Below are 14,790 nucleotides of genomic sequence, written 5' to 3' on the forward strand. Positions count from 1 at the left end.
CGGAGCGATCTCCGGGGGCTTTTGCTTGTGTGCCTCTGCGACCAATCAAAATCTGTGATGCCCCATCAAGAAAAGTCGTGGCTGGCAGGGTTTCGAAAGGGGAACCTCCGTGGTTAGAGTTTGAGTCAAGGAGACCTTCCATGACATCGCCACAAGACACGGACAGCCCGCGCGGGCTTGCTTTTGCTATCGCCGCTTTTCTGCTTTGGGGGTTTTTACCACTGTACCTGAAGCTGGTCGAAGATATCCCGGCAGTTGAGGTCGTGGCCCATCGCGTTTTGTGGTCGGTGCCGGTTGCAGGGGCGCTTTTGATTTGGCTTGGCCGTACGGCTGATTTACGGGATGCGCTGCGCAACCCGAAAATGCTGGGAATGGCCTGTGTGACTGCGGCGCTGATTTCGATCAATTGGGGCATATATGTCTGGGCGATTTCTGTGGATCGCACGGTGGACGCTGCTTTGGGTTACTATATCAATCCCTTGTTTAGTGTCTTTCTTGGCGCGGTGCTGCTAGGAGAGCGCCTGACGCGGACGCAAGTTATGGCGCTGGGGCTGGCTGCGGTGGCGGTGCTGATCTTGTTTGTTTCGGCAGCCCGTCCACCATGGCTCGGTCTGTCCTTGACAGTCAGCTTTGGGTTTTACGCCTATTTCAAGAAATCACTCCCCATCGGGCCGAACCAAGGATTTTTGCTGGAAGTTCTAATTTTGGCAGGTCCGGCGTTGCTTTATGTGATCTGGCTTGGCGGTGATGGGTATTTCATGGCCTCTGCGGCGGACACATGGCTGCTGCTGGGCTGCGGAATCGTGACCGCGGTGCCATTGCTGCTTTATGCCAATGGGACCAAACTGTTGCGCCTGTCGTCCATCGCGATTTTGCAGTATATCGCGCCAACGATGATTTTTTTGACCGGGGTCTTTGTTTTTGACGAAAAGGTCGATCCGGCCCGTATGGTGGCTTTCCCATTGATCTGGGTGGCCTTGGTGATCTATTCCGTGCCTTTGATCCGGCAGATGCGCCGGGCGTAATCGCCAAGGGGCCTGCCGTGCAGCAAAACGACGTCTACAATCCGCCGATGGACCCGATTGAGGTTCTCTATGAAGATTACGAAATTCTGGCGGTGAACAAGCCGGCTGGCCTATTGTCTGTGCCCGGCAAGTCGGAAGATCTTTCCGATTGTCTTTTGGAGCGGGTCGAGATCGCGTTTCCGACTGCGCGGTTGGTTCATCGGCTGGACCGTGACACATCTGGTGTGATGGTGTTTGGCCTGACGGCATTTGCACAGAGGCACCTTGGTCAGCAGTTTGAAAAGCGTACGACTAAAAAAACGTATGTCGCGCGTGTCGCGGGTCAAATGGACGACAAAGAGGGCGAGGTGGATTTGCCTTTGACTGTGGATTGGCCCAATCGCCCCCGTCAGATGGTCTGCCATGAAACCGGCAAACCGTCAGTGACCGAGTGGAAAGTCATTCGGAGTTCTGAAGTGGAAACCCGCGTGCGATTGTTTCCACAAACGGGCCGGACCCATCAATTGCGGGTACACATGTTGTCACTGGGCCACCCGATTTTGGGCGATCCGCTCTATGCGCCGGAAACATCAGAGGGTTTTGATCGCATGATGCTTCATGCCGAGGAGCTGCGGGTCAGTCACCCGGAAAGCGGCAAAGGCATTCGCCTGCGGGCAAAGGCCCCTTTCTAAAGGGACTGCGATTTTTCGACGAAAAATCGATCACCGATAAAGATGATGATGCGGCGCGCAGGTATGTTCTGCGCGCCGCATTGTTTTTAGTTTTCGGTCCAGCCCGAAACGGATTTAACCTCGACGAAATCATGGATGCCATAGCTGCCACCTTCGCGGCCGTTGCCTGACATTTTCATGCCGCCAAAAGGTGCGCCTGTGCCGCGCGACATGCCGTTCATTTCAACCATGCCAGAACGCAGTTGACGCGCAAGACGGTTGCGGCGGGCCGGATCTGCGCTTTGGACATAGTTCGTTAGACCATACGGCGTGTCATTGGCGATGCGGACGGCTTCGTCTTCGTCATCAAACTTCATGATCGACAGCACCGGACCAAAGATTTCTTCGTTTGCGATGGTCATATCGGGAGTTACATCCGCAAACACAGTCGGGCGGACATAAAAGCCTTTGTTCAGCCCGTCCGGCCGTCCGACACCGCCCGCAACAACACGTGCGCCTTCGTCGATACCGGTCTGGATCAGCCCTTGGATCTTGGTCCATTGCGTTTCATTCACCACGGGGCCAATGTGGCGCCCTTCTTTGTCGGCGGGGCCCACGGAGATCTTTTGAGCCATGGCTGCAGCTTCTTCAACCACGCGGTCGTAAGCGCTGGCTTCAACTATCATCCGCGACGGTGCGTTACAGCTTTGGCCGGAGTTTTCCATCATATGTAGGACGCCGCGTTTGACAGCTTTTTCGTCGGCGTCGGCAAAGATCAAATTCGCGCCTTTGCCGCCCAATTCCAGATGCACGCGTTTTAGCGTATCAGCCGCTGATTTCGAGATCAGTTTGCCCGCGCGAGTCGAGCCGGTAAAGCTGACCATATCAACATCAGGATGTGCGGTTAGCTGGCTGCCGACGCCCACGCCATCACCGTTCACAAGGTTAAAGACACCGGGTGGAAAGCCGGCCTCGTCCATCAGTTCGGCAAAGACGATTGCATCCAGCGGGCTTTCTTCGGATGGCTTCAACACCATTGTATTGCCGGCCACAGCCGCCGCAGCGACTTTGAGTGTGACTTGGTTCATGGGCCAGTTCCAAGGCGTAATCAGCGCACATACGCCAACGGCTTCGTGGATGATACGCGCGCCTTCTGTGCGCTCATCAAAGGGGCTTTCCCAATCATAGGCTTTGGCGGCCCGGATAAAATTCTTGATGTGGTATGAGCCGGCACCAACTTGACTGGCACGGGCCATGTCGATTGGGGCACCCATTTCAATGCTCATGGCTTGGGCAAGGTCTTCGCCGCGGTCCATGTAAACAGCCAACAGGTTTTCCAGCAGCAAAATACGATCGGCAACGGGTGTAGCCATCCAACCGGGAAGGGCTGCCTTGGCGGCTGCGACGGCGGCGTCAGTATCCGCCTGACCGCCCAGCGAAATTACCGCGCAGGGGTCTTCGGTTGTAGGATTGATGACATTGTAGTCGCGGCCGTCAATTGGATCGACCCATTGACCATTGATATAAAACTGCTTTTTCTCGATCATCTGAGTCTCCAGATCCATAATGTCTACCGCGCAAACGGCGGGATTCCCCCGCACTGTGTCATCCTGTCCAAGTCCGCGCAAGACAGGGGTTTACATCTGGCGTGGCGAAAATATGTATTTGCAGTGGCCAGTGTCTGGCCGCGACATTTTTTTCGAAAGGACGCGACATGGGTCTGCGAATCAACGACGAAATTCCGAACCTTACAGTCACCACAGATCAAGGTGAATTATCCCTGCACGACTGGATTGGCGACAGCTGGGCGATCTTGTTCTCTCACCCAAAGGATTTCACCCCCGTTTGCACCACAGAATTTGGTGCGGTTGCACAATTGGCGGACGAATGGGCCAAACGCGGCACCAAAGTGATGGGTATTTCCGTCGATGGTGTCGAAGAGCACAAGGGCTGGAAGGTCGATATCGAAAAGACGGCAGGCACACCGGCCGGGTTTCCCATCATCGCCGACGAAGATCTGACCGTTGCAAAAGCTTTTGATATGTTGCCCGCCGAGGCAGTTCTGCCCGATGGACGTACCCCTGCCGACAGCGCAACCGTGCGCGTTGTATTCATCGTGGGCCCTGACAAGCAGTTGAAACTGTCAATGACTTACCCAATGAACGTTGGCCGGAATTTCGCCGAAGTTTTGCGCGCATTGGATGCCTTGCAAACCGCAGCGCGCGAAACGATTGCAACGCCGGCAAACTGGACGGTAGGTCAGGATGTCGTGGTGCCGATGTCGGTGTCGGACGAAGATGCGATTGCCAAATATGGTGAGATTAACAAGGTCCTCCCTTATCTTCGTATGGCGAAACTGCCGAAGTAAAAAAGACGGGTGGATACTCTCTTTGCCGAGTGTCTTGACCGTAAAGGCTAGGCGGCGATTTTTCGACGAAAAATCGGTTACTTCATGCCTTGACCGTTTCCAGATCTTAAAAGGGCAGCCTTCGGGTTGCCCTTTTGTTTGGGCCTTGGCACTGTCGGGCCGCGATAACAGGAGACCCGCAAAATGCCTTTTACCCTTGCCACTTGGAACATCAACTCGGTTCGCCTTCGTCAGGGGTTGGTTGCGCAGTTGATGACCCAAGAAGCGCCGGATGTCTTGTGTCTGCAAGAATGCAAATCCCCGGTCGACAAGATCCCGCACGAAGTTTTCGCCGAGCTTGGATACACCCACATGGTGGCAAATGGTCAAAAGGGCTACAACGGCGTCGCAATCTTGTCGAAATTGCCGATCGAAGAGGTCGCGCGCGAAGATTTCGCTGATCTGGGCCACGCCCGCCACATTGCGGGGCGGCTTGAAAATGGTGTGACGGTTCACAACTTTTATGTACCAGCGGGTGGGGACAAGCCAGATCGTGAAGTGAACGTTAAGTTCGGGCAAAAGCTCGACTACCTGACCGAGATGCGCGATTGGTTCCATACCAACAAGCCCGAAAAGTCCATCTTGGTGGGGGATTTGAACATCGCCCCGCGCGACGACGACGTCTGGTCTCACAAAAAGATGGTCAAGATTGTCTCGCATACTCCGATCGAGATCGAGCATTTGGCGCAGGTTCAAGATGCCGGTGACTGGGTAGATATCACCCGCAAGGATATCCCCGAAGGTCTGTTGTATAGCTGGTGGTCTTACCGCGCCAAAGACTGGGATGCGGCAGACAAAGGGCGCAGGCTCGATCACCTATGGGCAACGCCTGATATTGCGCAAGCCGGACATTCCAGCCGGGTTTTGCGCCACGTCCGTGGGTGGGAACAACCCTCTGACCATGCACCTGTGTTTGCGACGTTCGATCTTTGACTTGATGAGCCGCCCCACCGTAGCAGCGTTGCCCCTTGTGACCTAGGCAAGGCGGGGCCATATAAGGGCCAACTATTTATAAAGGGACTTGCGCCATGCTGGAACTGGGTGGAGCTGCACCGGCAGCCGATTTGATTAAAGACGTCGCGGAACAGGATTTTATGGCAGAGGTCATCGAGGCTTCGATGCAGACGCCTGTGATCGTGGACTTTTGGGCCCCGTGGTGTGGGCCTTGCAAAACCTTGGGCCCGCAGCTTGAGGCGGCGGTGACCGAAGCAAATGGTGCGGTCAAGATGGCCAAGGTCAACGTCGATCAGGCGCAGGGTATTGCGGGTCAGTTGCAGATCCAGTCGATCCCCACGGTCTATGCATTTTGGCAAGGACAGCCGGTTGACGGGTTTCAGGGCGCAGTACCTGAATCCGAAATAAAAGCCTTTGTTGCCCGAGTGGTCGAAGCGGGCGGCGGCGATGCGTCGGGCGGCTTGGACGGTGCACTGGATGCCGCCGATGAGATGCTAGAGGCTGGCGCGTTTGATGACGCCGCTCAGACCTATGCGGCTGTTTTGGGCGAAGATGAAAACAACGCGCGTGCCTATGCGGGCATGGTGTCGGCGCATTTGGCTCAGGATGATCTGGAACAGGCCGAAGCCATTCTAAATGGTGCCCCGGCCGAGATTTCGAATTCACCTGAGCTGGAAGCCGCTCATGCACAGATCGAGCTTGCCAAACAGGCGGCCAATGCCGGGCCTGTTGCGGAGCTTACAGCTGCGGTTGAGGCTGATCCGGACAATCACCAAGCGCGGTTCGATCTGGCGCAAGCCCTGCTTGCCAATGACGACGCCGAAAACGCCGTTGCGCAATTGTTGGAGCTTTTCCGACGGGATCGTGAATGGAACGAGGGTGCTGCCAAAACGCAGATGTTCACAATTTTCGAAGCGCTAAAGCCAAATGATCCGGTTGTGTTGAACGGTCGGCGCAAACTAAGCTCAATGATCTTTGCCTAAGGCGCGGCCCGCACTAGGTTGCATCGTATGACAAAGACCAATGACTTGCCTCAGATCTTACCGATCTTTCCGTTGCCCGGCGCGCTTATGTTGCCTCGGGCGCGGCTGCCCTTGCATGTATTTGAACCACGGTATTTGGCGATGCTGGAAGATGCGCTCAAGCAAGAGGGGCGGCTGATTGGCCTGATTCAGCCTTGCGAAGTGCCGGGTCGTGAAGGGCCGGGCCTTCAGCGCATCGGCTGTGCCGGACGGGTGACGCAGTTTTCGGAAACCGAAGACGGGCGGTATATGATCACCCTGACCGGCATCTCGCGTTTCCGGATTGTCGAAGAGGTTGAGGGGTTTCAACCCTATCGCCGCTGCCGTGTGTCTTGGGGCGGATTTGACCGTGACCTTGATGGTGTCGAGGCTGACAGGGGGTTTTACCGGCCCGGATTTATGGACTTGCTTGAACGCTACTTCGATGCCGAAGAGCTGTCGGTTGATTGGCCAACACTCAAAGAGGCGGATGATGAATTGTTGATCAATTCGTTGTCGATGCTGCTGGACTTGGGCCCCGAGGACAAACAAGCCTTGCTTGAGGCTCCTTCGCTGAGCACCCGCCGCGAGACGCTGGTGACACTGATAGAATATGCCCTGCGCGGCCCCAATGAGGATTTGATACAATGAGCCAGAACACAATCATTGACCGCCGTATGCTTGAGGCGTTGATCTGCCCCGTGACCCAAGGCGGCTTGGACTATGATGCCGAGAAACAGGAGTTAATCAGCCGAGCCGCAAAACTGGCCTTTCCGATCCGCGATGGTATTCCTGTTATGCTGGTGGATGAGGCTCGGCAGCTCGATTGATTTTATAGAGTTTTTAGGGCTGCCTCAAAAACCTTGGGGTCAACATTACCGCCAGATATCGTCGCGATAATTGTGTCGCTTTCGATCTTGTCGGAATGAAACAATGCACAGGCCAGTGCAATGGCCCCGCCGGGTTCTGCCACGACCTTTAGGTGCCGAAAGGCCAGCGCCATTGCGCGCAGGGCTTCATCCTCGCTGGCGACAATGCCGGGGCCGCAAAGGCGGGCAAGGATCGGAAAAGTGATCTCTCCGGGGCTGGGCGTCAGAATGGCGTCACACAGGCCACCTGCCTCGACTGCGTTGCGTTCCCGTTGGCCGCTGATCAAGGATCGCGCAACATCGTCATAGCCTTCAGGTTCGGCAGGATGCACACATAGGCGGGGGGCTTTGGCCTCGAGTGCCAATGCAATGCCCGCAGTCAGACCGCCGCCGCCGCAACACACCAACACATCTGCGTTTGAAACGCCCGCGTCAGCAGCTTGCTGCGCGATTTCGAGGCCGCAGGTGCCTTGTCCGGCAATGACTTGCGGCTCGTCAAAGGGTTTGATCAATGTCAATCCGCGCTGCATGGCCAAATCGGCCCCGATCTGTTCGCGGTTTTCGCCACTGGCGCGGTCATACAGGACAACTTCCCCGCCCAAATCCCGCGTGCCTTCGATTTTTAAGATAGGTGCATCGGCGGGCATGATGATCACGGCAGGGACACCAAAAGCGCGGGCCGCAGCTGCAACACCTTGCGCATGATTTCCGGATGAAAAGGCGATTACGCCGTTCTTTCGGGTGGTGTCGTCCAGCGCGGATACCGCCGACCAACCGCCACGAAACTTGAAGCTGCCCGTGTGCTGCAGGCATTCGGCTTTGACCAGAACACGTTTGCCCGCAATTTTGTCGAGAGCAGGAGAGGACAGCATCGGGGTGAGCCGCGCATGCCCTTTGAGCCGCGCGGCGGCGGCGGTGATCATGTCTATGTTCATCGTTTTTAAATCCTGAGGCACACTATCAGCGATCAAAGGGCACCAGCATTGTGCGCCTGTCAACGCCTCTTGCACACTGGTCCATGCCAAGGCAGCTTGCGCAGAACGGACAGAGACGTGGTTGGACGGCATGATTGAAAAACGGGCGGAGCAAGACGGCCAGCACAGTATTGCACTGTATTCGCCGTGCGGCGCGTATCGCTATGGATTGCAACGTATTTGGTCTGACGGGCCGGAACTGCTTTATATCATGTTGAACCCGTCCACCGCGACCGAAGAAAAGAACGACGCCACGATCGAGCGGTGCCAAAGGCGTGCAAAACTACTGGGCTTCGGAGCGGTGCGAATTGCGAACCTGTTCGCCTATCGCGCCACCCACCCCAAGGATTTGAGGCAGGCCGAAGACCCTGAAGGACCTGAAAACGCAGCGCTATTGTCCCGCTGGTCAGGCGCGGCTGGGATGACAATTGCTGGTTGGGGCACTCATGGCGCATTTTTAGGTCAAGGGGTGGGCATTGCCCCCTACTTGGAGGGGGATGTGCGGCATTTGGGGTTGACCAAAGAAGGTCATCCGCGCCATCCGCTGTATGTTTCTTATTCGATGATGCCACAAGTTTGGCCAAAGGAAGACCGGTATGTCCAACGCCCTTGAAGTAAAATTGCACAAAGACTTGCAGCGCCTTTCCGACGAGGTTGCGCTTTTGAACAGCCACCGCTTTGTCCGGATTCATAATTCGCTGCTGCGTATGGTCGGGTTCCAATTGCTGCGCGGTCTGGCTTTTGGGTTGGGGTCTGCCCTTGGGGCTACGGCCTTGGTTTCAGTGGCGGTTTTACTGCTCAGCCATATCGAATTTGTGCCCATAATCGGTGAACTTGCCAGTCAGGTCATCAACGAAATTAAGGTCGAAAATTAGGTCCGAATGTTAACCATTAACCTTGTTTTACATTGATTGCGGGGGCTGAATCTGGGATGTTGGATTCGGCTCCGTGTGAGGTTTTGAGCAATGTTTTTTTTGGCAGGTTTGTTGGGGATGATGGCTCTCGGGTCTGTGGTGATGGTCAGCACATCCTCGGATGATGACGATGTGCCAGAAGACGACATTCAACCCGAAACCGAAGATGCATTTGATGGACGTGGCGATGCTTCGACATCCCTTTTTGAACAAATGGGGCTGCCGAATGGCTCGACGGATACTGTTTTCAATGACGATGCAGCCGATCTGGAAGACGATGCCGGTGCCATAGGCGGAACCACGCAGGACGCTTCCTTTGATCGTGGCGATGAAAATGTCGCTCAGTTCACGGATTTCAACGGCGCAGAGGACCAGTTGATGGTGGTCTACGATGACAGCTCCGGTGACGAAAGCCCTGAGCTGGAAATGCGCCAGTCTGCTAACGACGAAAACACAACCGAGATTGTCGTTGGCGGGGTGGTTTTGGCGACGATGCCGACGGAAGACGCGCCGGTTTTGGACGCTGTGGTTCTGGTCGGGGAAAGCACCGCGTCGGAATTGGAAATGGCCTGACATCATTGCGGGCTACATTGCCTAGACCGAGTTTAAGCAACCGGCTTACTCCCCCCTTTCAATTCTGAATGGAATCGCGTATGTGCGCTCATCCGCTGTGTGCGGATATCTCCACGGGCCCTGCTGGACGACATCCCGGCTTGTGCCATAACCCTTATCTTCCGAAAGGAGACCCCGATGTCGATTACACCTGAAGAAAAAACACGCTTGATGAAAGAATTCGGCACCAAAGAAGGCGACACTGGTTCGCCCGAAGTACAGGTTGCCATCCTCACCTCGCGTATCTCGACCCTGACCGAGCATTTCAAAACCCACAAAAAAGACAACCACTCGCGTCGTGGTCTTTTGAAGTTGGTTGCTCTGCGTCGTAAGCTTCTGGATTACACCAAAGCCAAAGATGTGGCCCGTTACCAAGACCTCATCAAACGCCTCGGCATCCGTCGCTAAACCCAAGCTGGGTTCGCCCAACTGGTAGACATAGAAACGCCCGTTCCAATTTGGAGCGGGCGCCTTTTTTGTTCCGGACTATTGGGTTCGGGCGATCAGGCTGGGCTCGCCATTGCGGCTTGCTCTTCTTGCCAAACGCGCTGTGTGGCGGGGCGGGTCATCATTCGTTTGTTCCAATCTTGCAAACCGGGATGGTCGGGCAGCAGATCGGGCATCCAGGAAAATGACGAATGTACGATAATGTCGGCCACAGTCATCTCATCGCCCATCAACCAAGGGGAAGTTTCGAGCGCGGCTTCAAGTCTGGTGATCACCTCATCCCACCCGCGAAAGGAAGCTTGAAAGGCGGGATGTTCCACCCCTGACAGTTTGGCCACAAGCACAGGTTCGACGACGCCGGCATTCCAGGCCAGCCACTGGAGACACCGCCCGCGTTCCGGGGTGCCGACAGGGGGCAATAGCCCGGCCTTGGGGAACAGATCACATAGGTGAATCGCAATGGCGATGCTTTCCGTGATGACGGTGCCATCGTGTTTCAGAGCGGGTACTTTTTTCTCTGGATGCGGATTTTCAGGATCGGGAGCACCGGCTCCGTCCTGCCGTTGGACAGTAACCAAACGGATTTGAACTGCATCACGCGCGCCAAGTTCATCAATGAGGGTAACAAGCCGCGTTGAGCGCGACATGGGCGCATGGAAAAGGGTAAGCATTGTGGTCCTTTCAAAGTAAGTGCCGCATCTCTACCCGTAGGCACTGCCAGAAACTGTCAGGAACCTACTTGGGGTGCTGATTGCAGGCCGCAGGGGGTTAGACCAAATCCGGCTCTCTGCCGACTTTGTTGGCCAGTTTGGCCACGGTCAAACCCTGAACGATGATTGAGAAGACAACGATCACATAGGTTGTGGTCAAAATGAGCGGCTTCCATTCACTGTCTGGCAACGACAGGGCAAGGGCGACCGATATCCCGCCTTTCAGCCCACCCCAAGTCATGATCTGGATAACACCCGGCCCAAATTTCCGAAACGGCTTGAGCATCAAAACAGGCACGGCCACCGCAACCAAACGGCCGACCAAAGCCAGCGCGATTGACATAACACCTGTGATCAAAAAGCTTTGCTCAAGTTGGACGGCAAAGACTTCGAAGCCGATCAGCAGGAACAAAACAGCGTTGAGAATTTCATCGATCAACACCCAAAACGCATCCACATATTCACGTGTCTTGGCTGACATGCCGTGTTTTGCTCCTATATCTCCGATCAGCAATCCGGCGCAAACAGCCGCGATTGGTGCCGAGACATGCAGCCAAATTGCCAGTTCATATCCGCCAAAGGCAAGCCCCAGTGTCAGCAACACTTCAAGCGCATAGTCGTCAATCAACCGCATGACCCGAAAGACCAGCCAGCCGAGTGTGATCCCAAGGATTGCTCCGCCGAAAGCTTCTTGTGCAAACAGTTTCAGGGCACCGATTGTTCCAGAGGCGTGATGCAGATCACTTGGAAAGGCGAGGCCGACTAGAACCAAAAATACGACATAGCCGACACCATCGTTAAACAGGCTCTCACCGGCGATTTGGGTTTCCAGCGATTTGCTTAGGTTTGCCTCACGCAACACCCCAAGCACCGCCACAGGATCCGTGGGTGTAATCAGCGCGCCAAAAACCAGCGCAACCAAAATCGGCATGCCAGTCAACCAGCTGAAGCCAAACCCGATAACAGCAGTTGATAGGCCAACTCCGATGGTGGCCATGAGCAATACAGTTGGCCAGACCGCCCGCAAATCAGACAGTTTGACATGCAACGCCCCGGCAAACAGGAGAAGGCCTAACATGCCTTCGAGAAGGGCTTCGGAGAAATCGATGCCAACGACGACATGCCGGATTTGATCCGAAATGCCCCAGCTGGGAATGGCGAGATCAAAGGCCATGATCGACATTGAGGCAAGTAGGGCGACCACCAAGATCCCAATTGCGGCAGGCAGTTTTAGGAAAAGGTAGTTTATGCTGCCAAAGACCCCGGCCAAAACAATCAACAAAGATGCAATCTGCAAAATATTCATAACAATCCCGAAAGGCTGAATTTCAAGTCCTGTTATCATGCTGTTTGGGTATTGGTAGCGTGAATTTCGCCTTGTCCCCTGCGGCCGGACGGCGAATTTTCGACGAAAATTCGATTGGCGCTCGTTTAGACCAGATTGCGAATCGGTCTTCGATTGCAGATCACAATGAATTGGCCGCCACATTCCAACAGATGAAAACCGCGTGCTTCGACCTCTTGGATAAACCGGCCGCGGCCAATTTCATGTTCAACCCAAGCGACAGAGCGCCGGACAATTCCACCTCTGGCAACGGATTTGGCGGCAAAGACCTGATCAATCCATTCTCGGGCATGGTTTGGGGATTTGACTAGCATTTCCCCAGAAAACCCTAGGTGCGGTTAACAGCCGGATAACGGCACCGGCGCGTTATTCCCTTCCCAATCTCCCTTAAAACATGTATGGCGCAGCCACATCTGTAACGCAGCGCGCAGGCCCCCGCGCAGCGACGTAAGATGAAAGGGGTCGGCGGCAATGCGGCCGTCATGCAAACGGGAGCCCCGGCAGGGGTCGGCTGCGCTCCCATATAGGATACGATGATGTTCAAAGAAACGAAGAAGAGTATGCAGTGGGGCGAAGAAACGCTGACACTGGAAACAGGCAAGGTTGCCCGTCAGGCAGACGGTTCCGTAATCGCGACTCTGGGTGAAACCAGCGTAATGGCGAACGTGACTTTTGCCCGCAAACAAAAGCCGGGTCAGGATTTCTTTCCTCTGACCGTGCACTACCAAGAAAAATACTATGCTGCCGGCAAGATCCCAGGCGGCTTTTTCAAGCGCGAAGCGCGTCCGACTGAAAAAGAAACACTGACTGCGCGTTTGATCGACCGTCCGATCCGCCCGCTGTTTGTTCCCGGCTTCAAAAACGAAGTTCTGGTGATGTGTACCGTGCTGAGCCACGATCTGGTCAACGACCCTGACGTTGTTGCAATGATTGCTGCCTCTGCTGCACTGACCATCTCTGGCGCACCATTCCGTGGCCCAATCGCCTGTGCCCGTGTTGGCTACGAAGGTGGCGAATACGTTTTGAACCCAACCGTCGAGGATATGGATCAGCTGCGCAACAATCCTGAGCAGCGTCTTGACCTTGTTGTTGCCGGCACCAAAGACGCCGTGATGATGGTTGAATCCGAAGCTTATGAGCTGAGCGAAGAAGAAATGCTGGGTGCGGTCGTATTCGCCCACGAGCAGATCCAGCCGGTTATCGACCTGATCGTTGATCTGGCCGAAGATTGCGCCAAAGAGCCGTTCGAATTCGAAGCGCCTGACTATGCCGACCTGTACGACGTTGTCAAAGCCGCTGGCGAAGAAGGCATGCGCGCCGCTTATGCCAACACAGACAAGCAAGAACGCGTTGCTGCAGTGTCCGCAGCCAAGGACGCAATCCTTGCCGGTCTGACCGAAGAGCAGCTTGCTGATGCGAACCTTGGTTCTGCGATCAAAAAGCTGGAATCGGTTGTTCTGCGCGGTGACGTTGTTAAAAACGGTCGCCGGATTGATGGCCGTGCGCTGGATCAGATCCGTCCGATCGTGTCGGAAACTGGCTTGTTGCCTCGGACCCACGGTTCTGCCCTGTTCACACGCGGCGAAACCCAAGGTCTGGTTGTGACCACACTGGGCACCGGTGACGATGAGCAATTCATCGACGCGCTGCACGGCAACTTTAAATCCAACTTCCTGCTGCACTATAACTTCCCTCCCTATTCGGTTGGTGAAGTTGGTCGCGTGTCCGGCCCCGGCCGCCGCGAAATCGGTCACGGCAAGCTGGCTTGGCGTGCGCTTCAGGCGGTTCTGCCTGCGGCAACTGATTTCCCTTACACCATCCGCTTGGTGTCCGAGATCACTGAATCCAACGGTTCATCTTCAATGGCATCCGTTTGTGGCGGTTCGCTGTCCATGATGGACGCTGGTGTGCCTCTCAAAGCGCCGGTTGCTGGTGTTGCGATGGGTCTGGTTCTGGAAGACGACGGCGATTACGCGATCCTGTCCGACATCTTGGGCGACGAGGATCACCTCGGTGACATGGACTTCAAAGTGGCTGGTACCGAAAACGGCATCACATCGCTGCAAATGGACATCAAGGTTGCAGGCATCACGCCTGACATCATGTCCAAAGCCTTGGCTCAGGCCAAAGCCGGCCGTTTGCACATCCTTGGTGAAATGGCGAATGCACTGACCGAAGCGGGATCCTTCTCGGTTCACGCGCCGCGCATCGAAACCATGAACATCCCAACCGACAAGATCCGTGAAGTTATCGGATCCGGCGGCAAGGTGATCCGTGAGATCGTTGAACTCTCCGGTGCCAAGGTCGACATCAACGACGATGGTGTCATCAAGATTGCGTCGCCTGACGGCGAGTCGATCAAGAAAGCCTATGAGATGATCCACTCGATCGTCGCTGAGCCAGAAGAAGGCGCAATCTACAAAGGTAAAGTTGTGAAGATCGTCGATTTCGGCGCTTTCGTGAACTTCTTTGGCAAGCGCGACGGTTTGGTGCACGTGTCCCAGATCGAAAACCGCCGCCTGAACCACCCTTCGGACGTTCTGAAAGAAGGTCAGGAAGTGTTCGTTAAGCTGCTAGGCTTTGACGATCGCGGCAAAGTGCGTTTGGCCATGAAAATGGTTGATCAGGCCACCGGTGAAGAAGCCGCGCCTGAAGCAAAAGAAGACTAAGCTTTTAGTGAGTCGGGCGGTCGTTGCTGCCCCTCACAGGCCAGTTGTGGAAAGGGCACCTTGCGAGGTGCCCTTTTTGCGTATCAGCTGCATACAGTATAGCTGCGCCTATCCTGAAGCATAGGAACGGGGAAGTTAACGTTTGGTTTACCCGTTATGAGGCATTTTAATGTGTGTAAATGAAATGGCCGATCGCGGTTCCACTATTACACT

17 protein-coding genes are annotated in these 14,790 nt (G+C 55.2%); 12 read left to right on the forward strand and 5 right to left on the reverse strand.

Annotated features, from left to right (window positions below; genetic code table 11):
- The first annotated feature begins 140 nt into the window (after positions 1-140).
- Both rarD and C8N36_RS10495 read left to right on the forward strand, forming a co-directional pair.
- Positions 141-1,025: an EamA family transporter RarD gene (rarD, locus tag C8N36_RS10490; RefSeq protein ID WP_097803575.1), complete on the forward strand. Its 885-nt coding sequence runs from the start codon at positions 141-143 to the stop codon at positions 1,023-1,025.
- A 17-nt stretch (positions 1,026-1,042) separates the two neighbouring features.
- On the forward strand, positions 1,043-1,696 hold the full coding sequence (locus C8N36_RS10495; RefSeq protein WP_255253603.1) for an RluA family pseudouridine synthase: 654 nt from the start codon (positions 1,043-1,045) through the stop codon (positions 1,694-1,696).
- A gap of 86 nt (positions 1,697-1,782) precedes the next feature.
- On the opposite strand, the gene C8N36_RS10500 is transcribed toward C8N36_RS10495, so the two are convergent.
- The gene (locus C8N36_RS10500; RefSeq protein ID WP_097803807.1) at positions 1,783-3,222 is read right to left on the reverse strand and encodes an aldehyde dehydrogenase family protein; all 1,440 of its coding nucleotides are present in this window, start codon (positions 3,220-3,222) and stop codon (positions 1,783-1,785) included.
- A gap of 167 nt (positions 3,223-3,389) precedes the next feature.
- On the opposite strand from C8N36_RS10500, the gene C8N36_RS10505 reads away from it, so the two are divergent.
- The 5 genes from C8N36_RS10505 (at position 3,390) to C8N36_RS10525 (ending at position 6,867) form a co-directional block, all read left to right on the forward strand.
- Positions 3,390-4,043, forward strand: coding sequence for a peroxiredoxin (locus C8N36_RS10505; protein WP_097803574.1), 654 nt, complete (start codon positions 3,390-3,392; stop codon positions 4,041-4,043).
- 183 nt (positions 4,044-4,226) lie between these two features.
- Positions 4,227-5,015, forward strand: a complete 789-nt coding sequence (locus C8N36_RS10510; RefSeq protein WP_097803573.1) for an exodeoxyribonuclease III — start codon at positions 4,227-4,229, stop codon at positions 5,013-5,015.
- 95 nt (positions 5,016-5,110) lie between these two features.
- On the forward strand, positions 5,111-6,019 hold the full coding sequence (trxA, locus tag C8N36_RS10515) for a thioredoxin (protein WP_097803572.1): 909 nt from the start codon (positions 5,111-5,113) through the stop codon (positions 6,017-6,019).
- Between the two features lie 27 nt (positions 6,020-6,046).
- On the forward strand, positions 6,047-6,688 hold the full coding sequence (locus C8N36_RS10520) for an LON peptidase substrate-binding domain-containing protein (protein WP_097803571.1): 642 nt from the start codon (positions 6,047-6,049) through the stop codon (positions 6,686-6,688).
- Positions 6,685-6,867: a Trm112 family protein gene (locus C8N36_RS10525; protein ID WP_097803570.1), complete on the forward strand. Its 183-nt coding sequence runs from the start codon at positions 6,685-6,687 to the stop codon at positions 6,865-6,867. Before C8N36_RS10520 ends, C8N36_RS10525 begins: the two co-directional genes overlap by 4 nt.
- A gap of 2 nt (positions 6,868-6,869) precedes the next feature.
- Here the strand turns inward: C8N36_RS10525 and C8N36_RS10530 are convergent, their stop codons facing one another.
- Positions 6,870-7,841 carry a threonine ammonia-lyase gene (locus C8N36_RS10530; RefSeq protein ID WP_097803806.1) on the reverse strand — a complete coding sequence of 324 codons (972 nt, stop codon included), beginning with the start codon at positions 7,839-7,841 and terminating at the stop codon, positions 6,870-6,872.
- A gap of 130 nt (positions 7,842-7,971) precedes the next feature.
- Between C8N36_RS10530 and C8N36_RS10535 the strand changes: the two genes are divergently transcribed.
- The 4 genes from C8N36_RS10535 to rpsO all read left to right on the forward strand — a co-directional run bounded on the left by C8N36_RS10535 (position 7,972) and on the right by rpsO (position 9,814).
- Entirely contained in the window at positions 7,972-8,493 is a 522-nt protein-coding gene (locus tag C8N36_RS10535) for a DUF1643 domain-containing protein (protein ID WP_097803569.1), read from the forward strand.
- A complete protein-coding gene (locus tag C8N36_RS10540; RefSeq protein WP_097803568.1) occupies positions 8,477-8,755 on the forward strand; it encodes a DUF5665 domain-containing protein in 279 nt (92 codons plus the stop codon). The genes C8N36_RS10535 and C8N36_RS10540 overlap by 17 nt, the downstream gene beginning before the upstream one ends.
- Positions 8,756-8,845: 90 nt before the next feature.
- Positions 8,846-9,367 carry a hypothetical protein gene (locus C8N36_RS10545; protein WP_097803567.1) on the forward strand — a complete coding sequence of 174 codons (522 nt, stop codon included), beginning with the start codon at positions 8,846-8,848 and terminating at the stop codon, positions 9,365-9,367.
- 177 nt (positions 9,368-9,544) lie between these two features.
- Positions 9,545-9,814, forward strand: coding sequence for a 30S ribosomal protein S15 (rpsO, locus tag C8N36_RS10550; protein WP_097803566.1), 270 nt, complete (start codon positions 9,545-9,547; stop codon positions 9,812-9,814).
- Between the two features lie 95 nt (positions 9,815-9,909).
- Here rpsO and C8N36_RS10555 read toward each other — a convergent pair whose 3' ends face one another.
- From C8N36_RS10555 to C8N36_RS10565, 3 genes are all read right to left on the reverse strand, one after another.
- On the reverse strand, positions 9,910-10,524 hold the full coding sequence (locus tag C8N36_RS10555; RefSeq protein ID WP_097803565.1) for a glutathione S-transferase family protein: 615 nt from the start codon (positions 10,522-10,524) through the stop codon (positions 9,910-9,912).
- Between the two features lie 97 nt (positions 10,525-10,621).
- Positions 10,622-11,869, reverse strand: a complete 1,248-nt coding sequence (locus tag C8N36_RS10560) for a cation:proton antiporter (RefSeq protein WP_097803805.1) — start codon at positions 11,867-11,869, stop codon at positions 10,622-10,624.
- Between the two features lie 125 nt (positions 11,870-11,994).
- A complete protein-coding gene (locus C8N36_RS10565) occupies positions 11,995-12,222 on the reverse strand; it encodes an N-(5'-phosphoribosyl)anthranilate isomerase (protein ID WP_097803564.1) in 228 nt (75 codons plus the stop codon).
- 222 nt (positions 12,223-12,444) lie between these two features.
- On the opposite strand from C8N36_RS10565, the gene pnp reads away from it, so the two are divergent.
- Positions 12,445-14,577 carry a polyribonucleotide nucleotidyltransferase gene (gene pnp / locus C8N36_RS10570; protein WP_110767889.1) on the forward strand — a complete coding sequence of 711 codons (2,133 nt, stop codon included), beginning with the start codon at positions 12,445-12,447 and terminating at the stop codon, positions 14,575-14,577.
- The last annotated feature ends 213 nt before the right edge of the window (positions 14,578-14,790 follow it).

This window comes from Pelagimonas varians (genome assembly GCF_003208435.1).
In the GTDB taxonomy this organism is placed as follows: Bacteria; Pseudomonadota; Alphaproteobacteria; order Rhodobacterales; family Rhodobacteraceae; genus Pelagimonas; species Pelagimonas varians.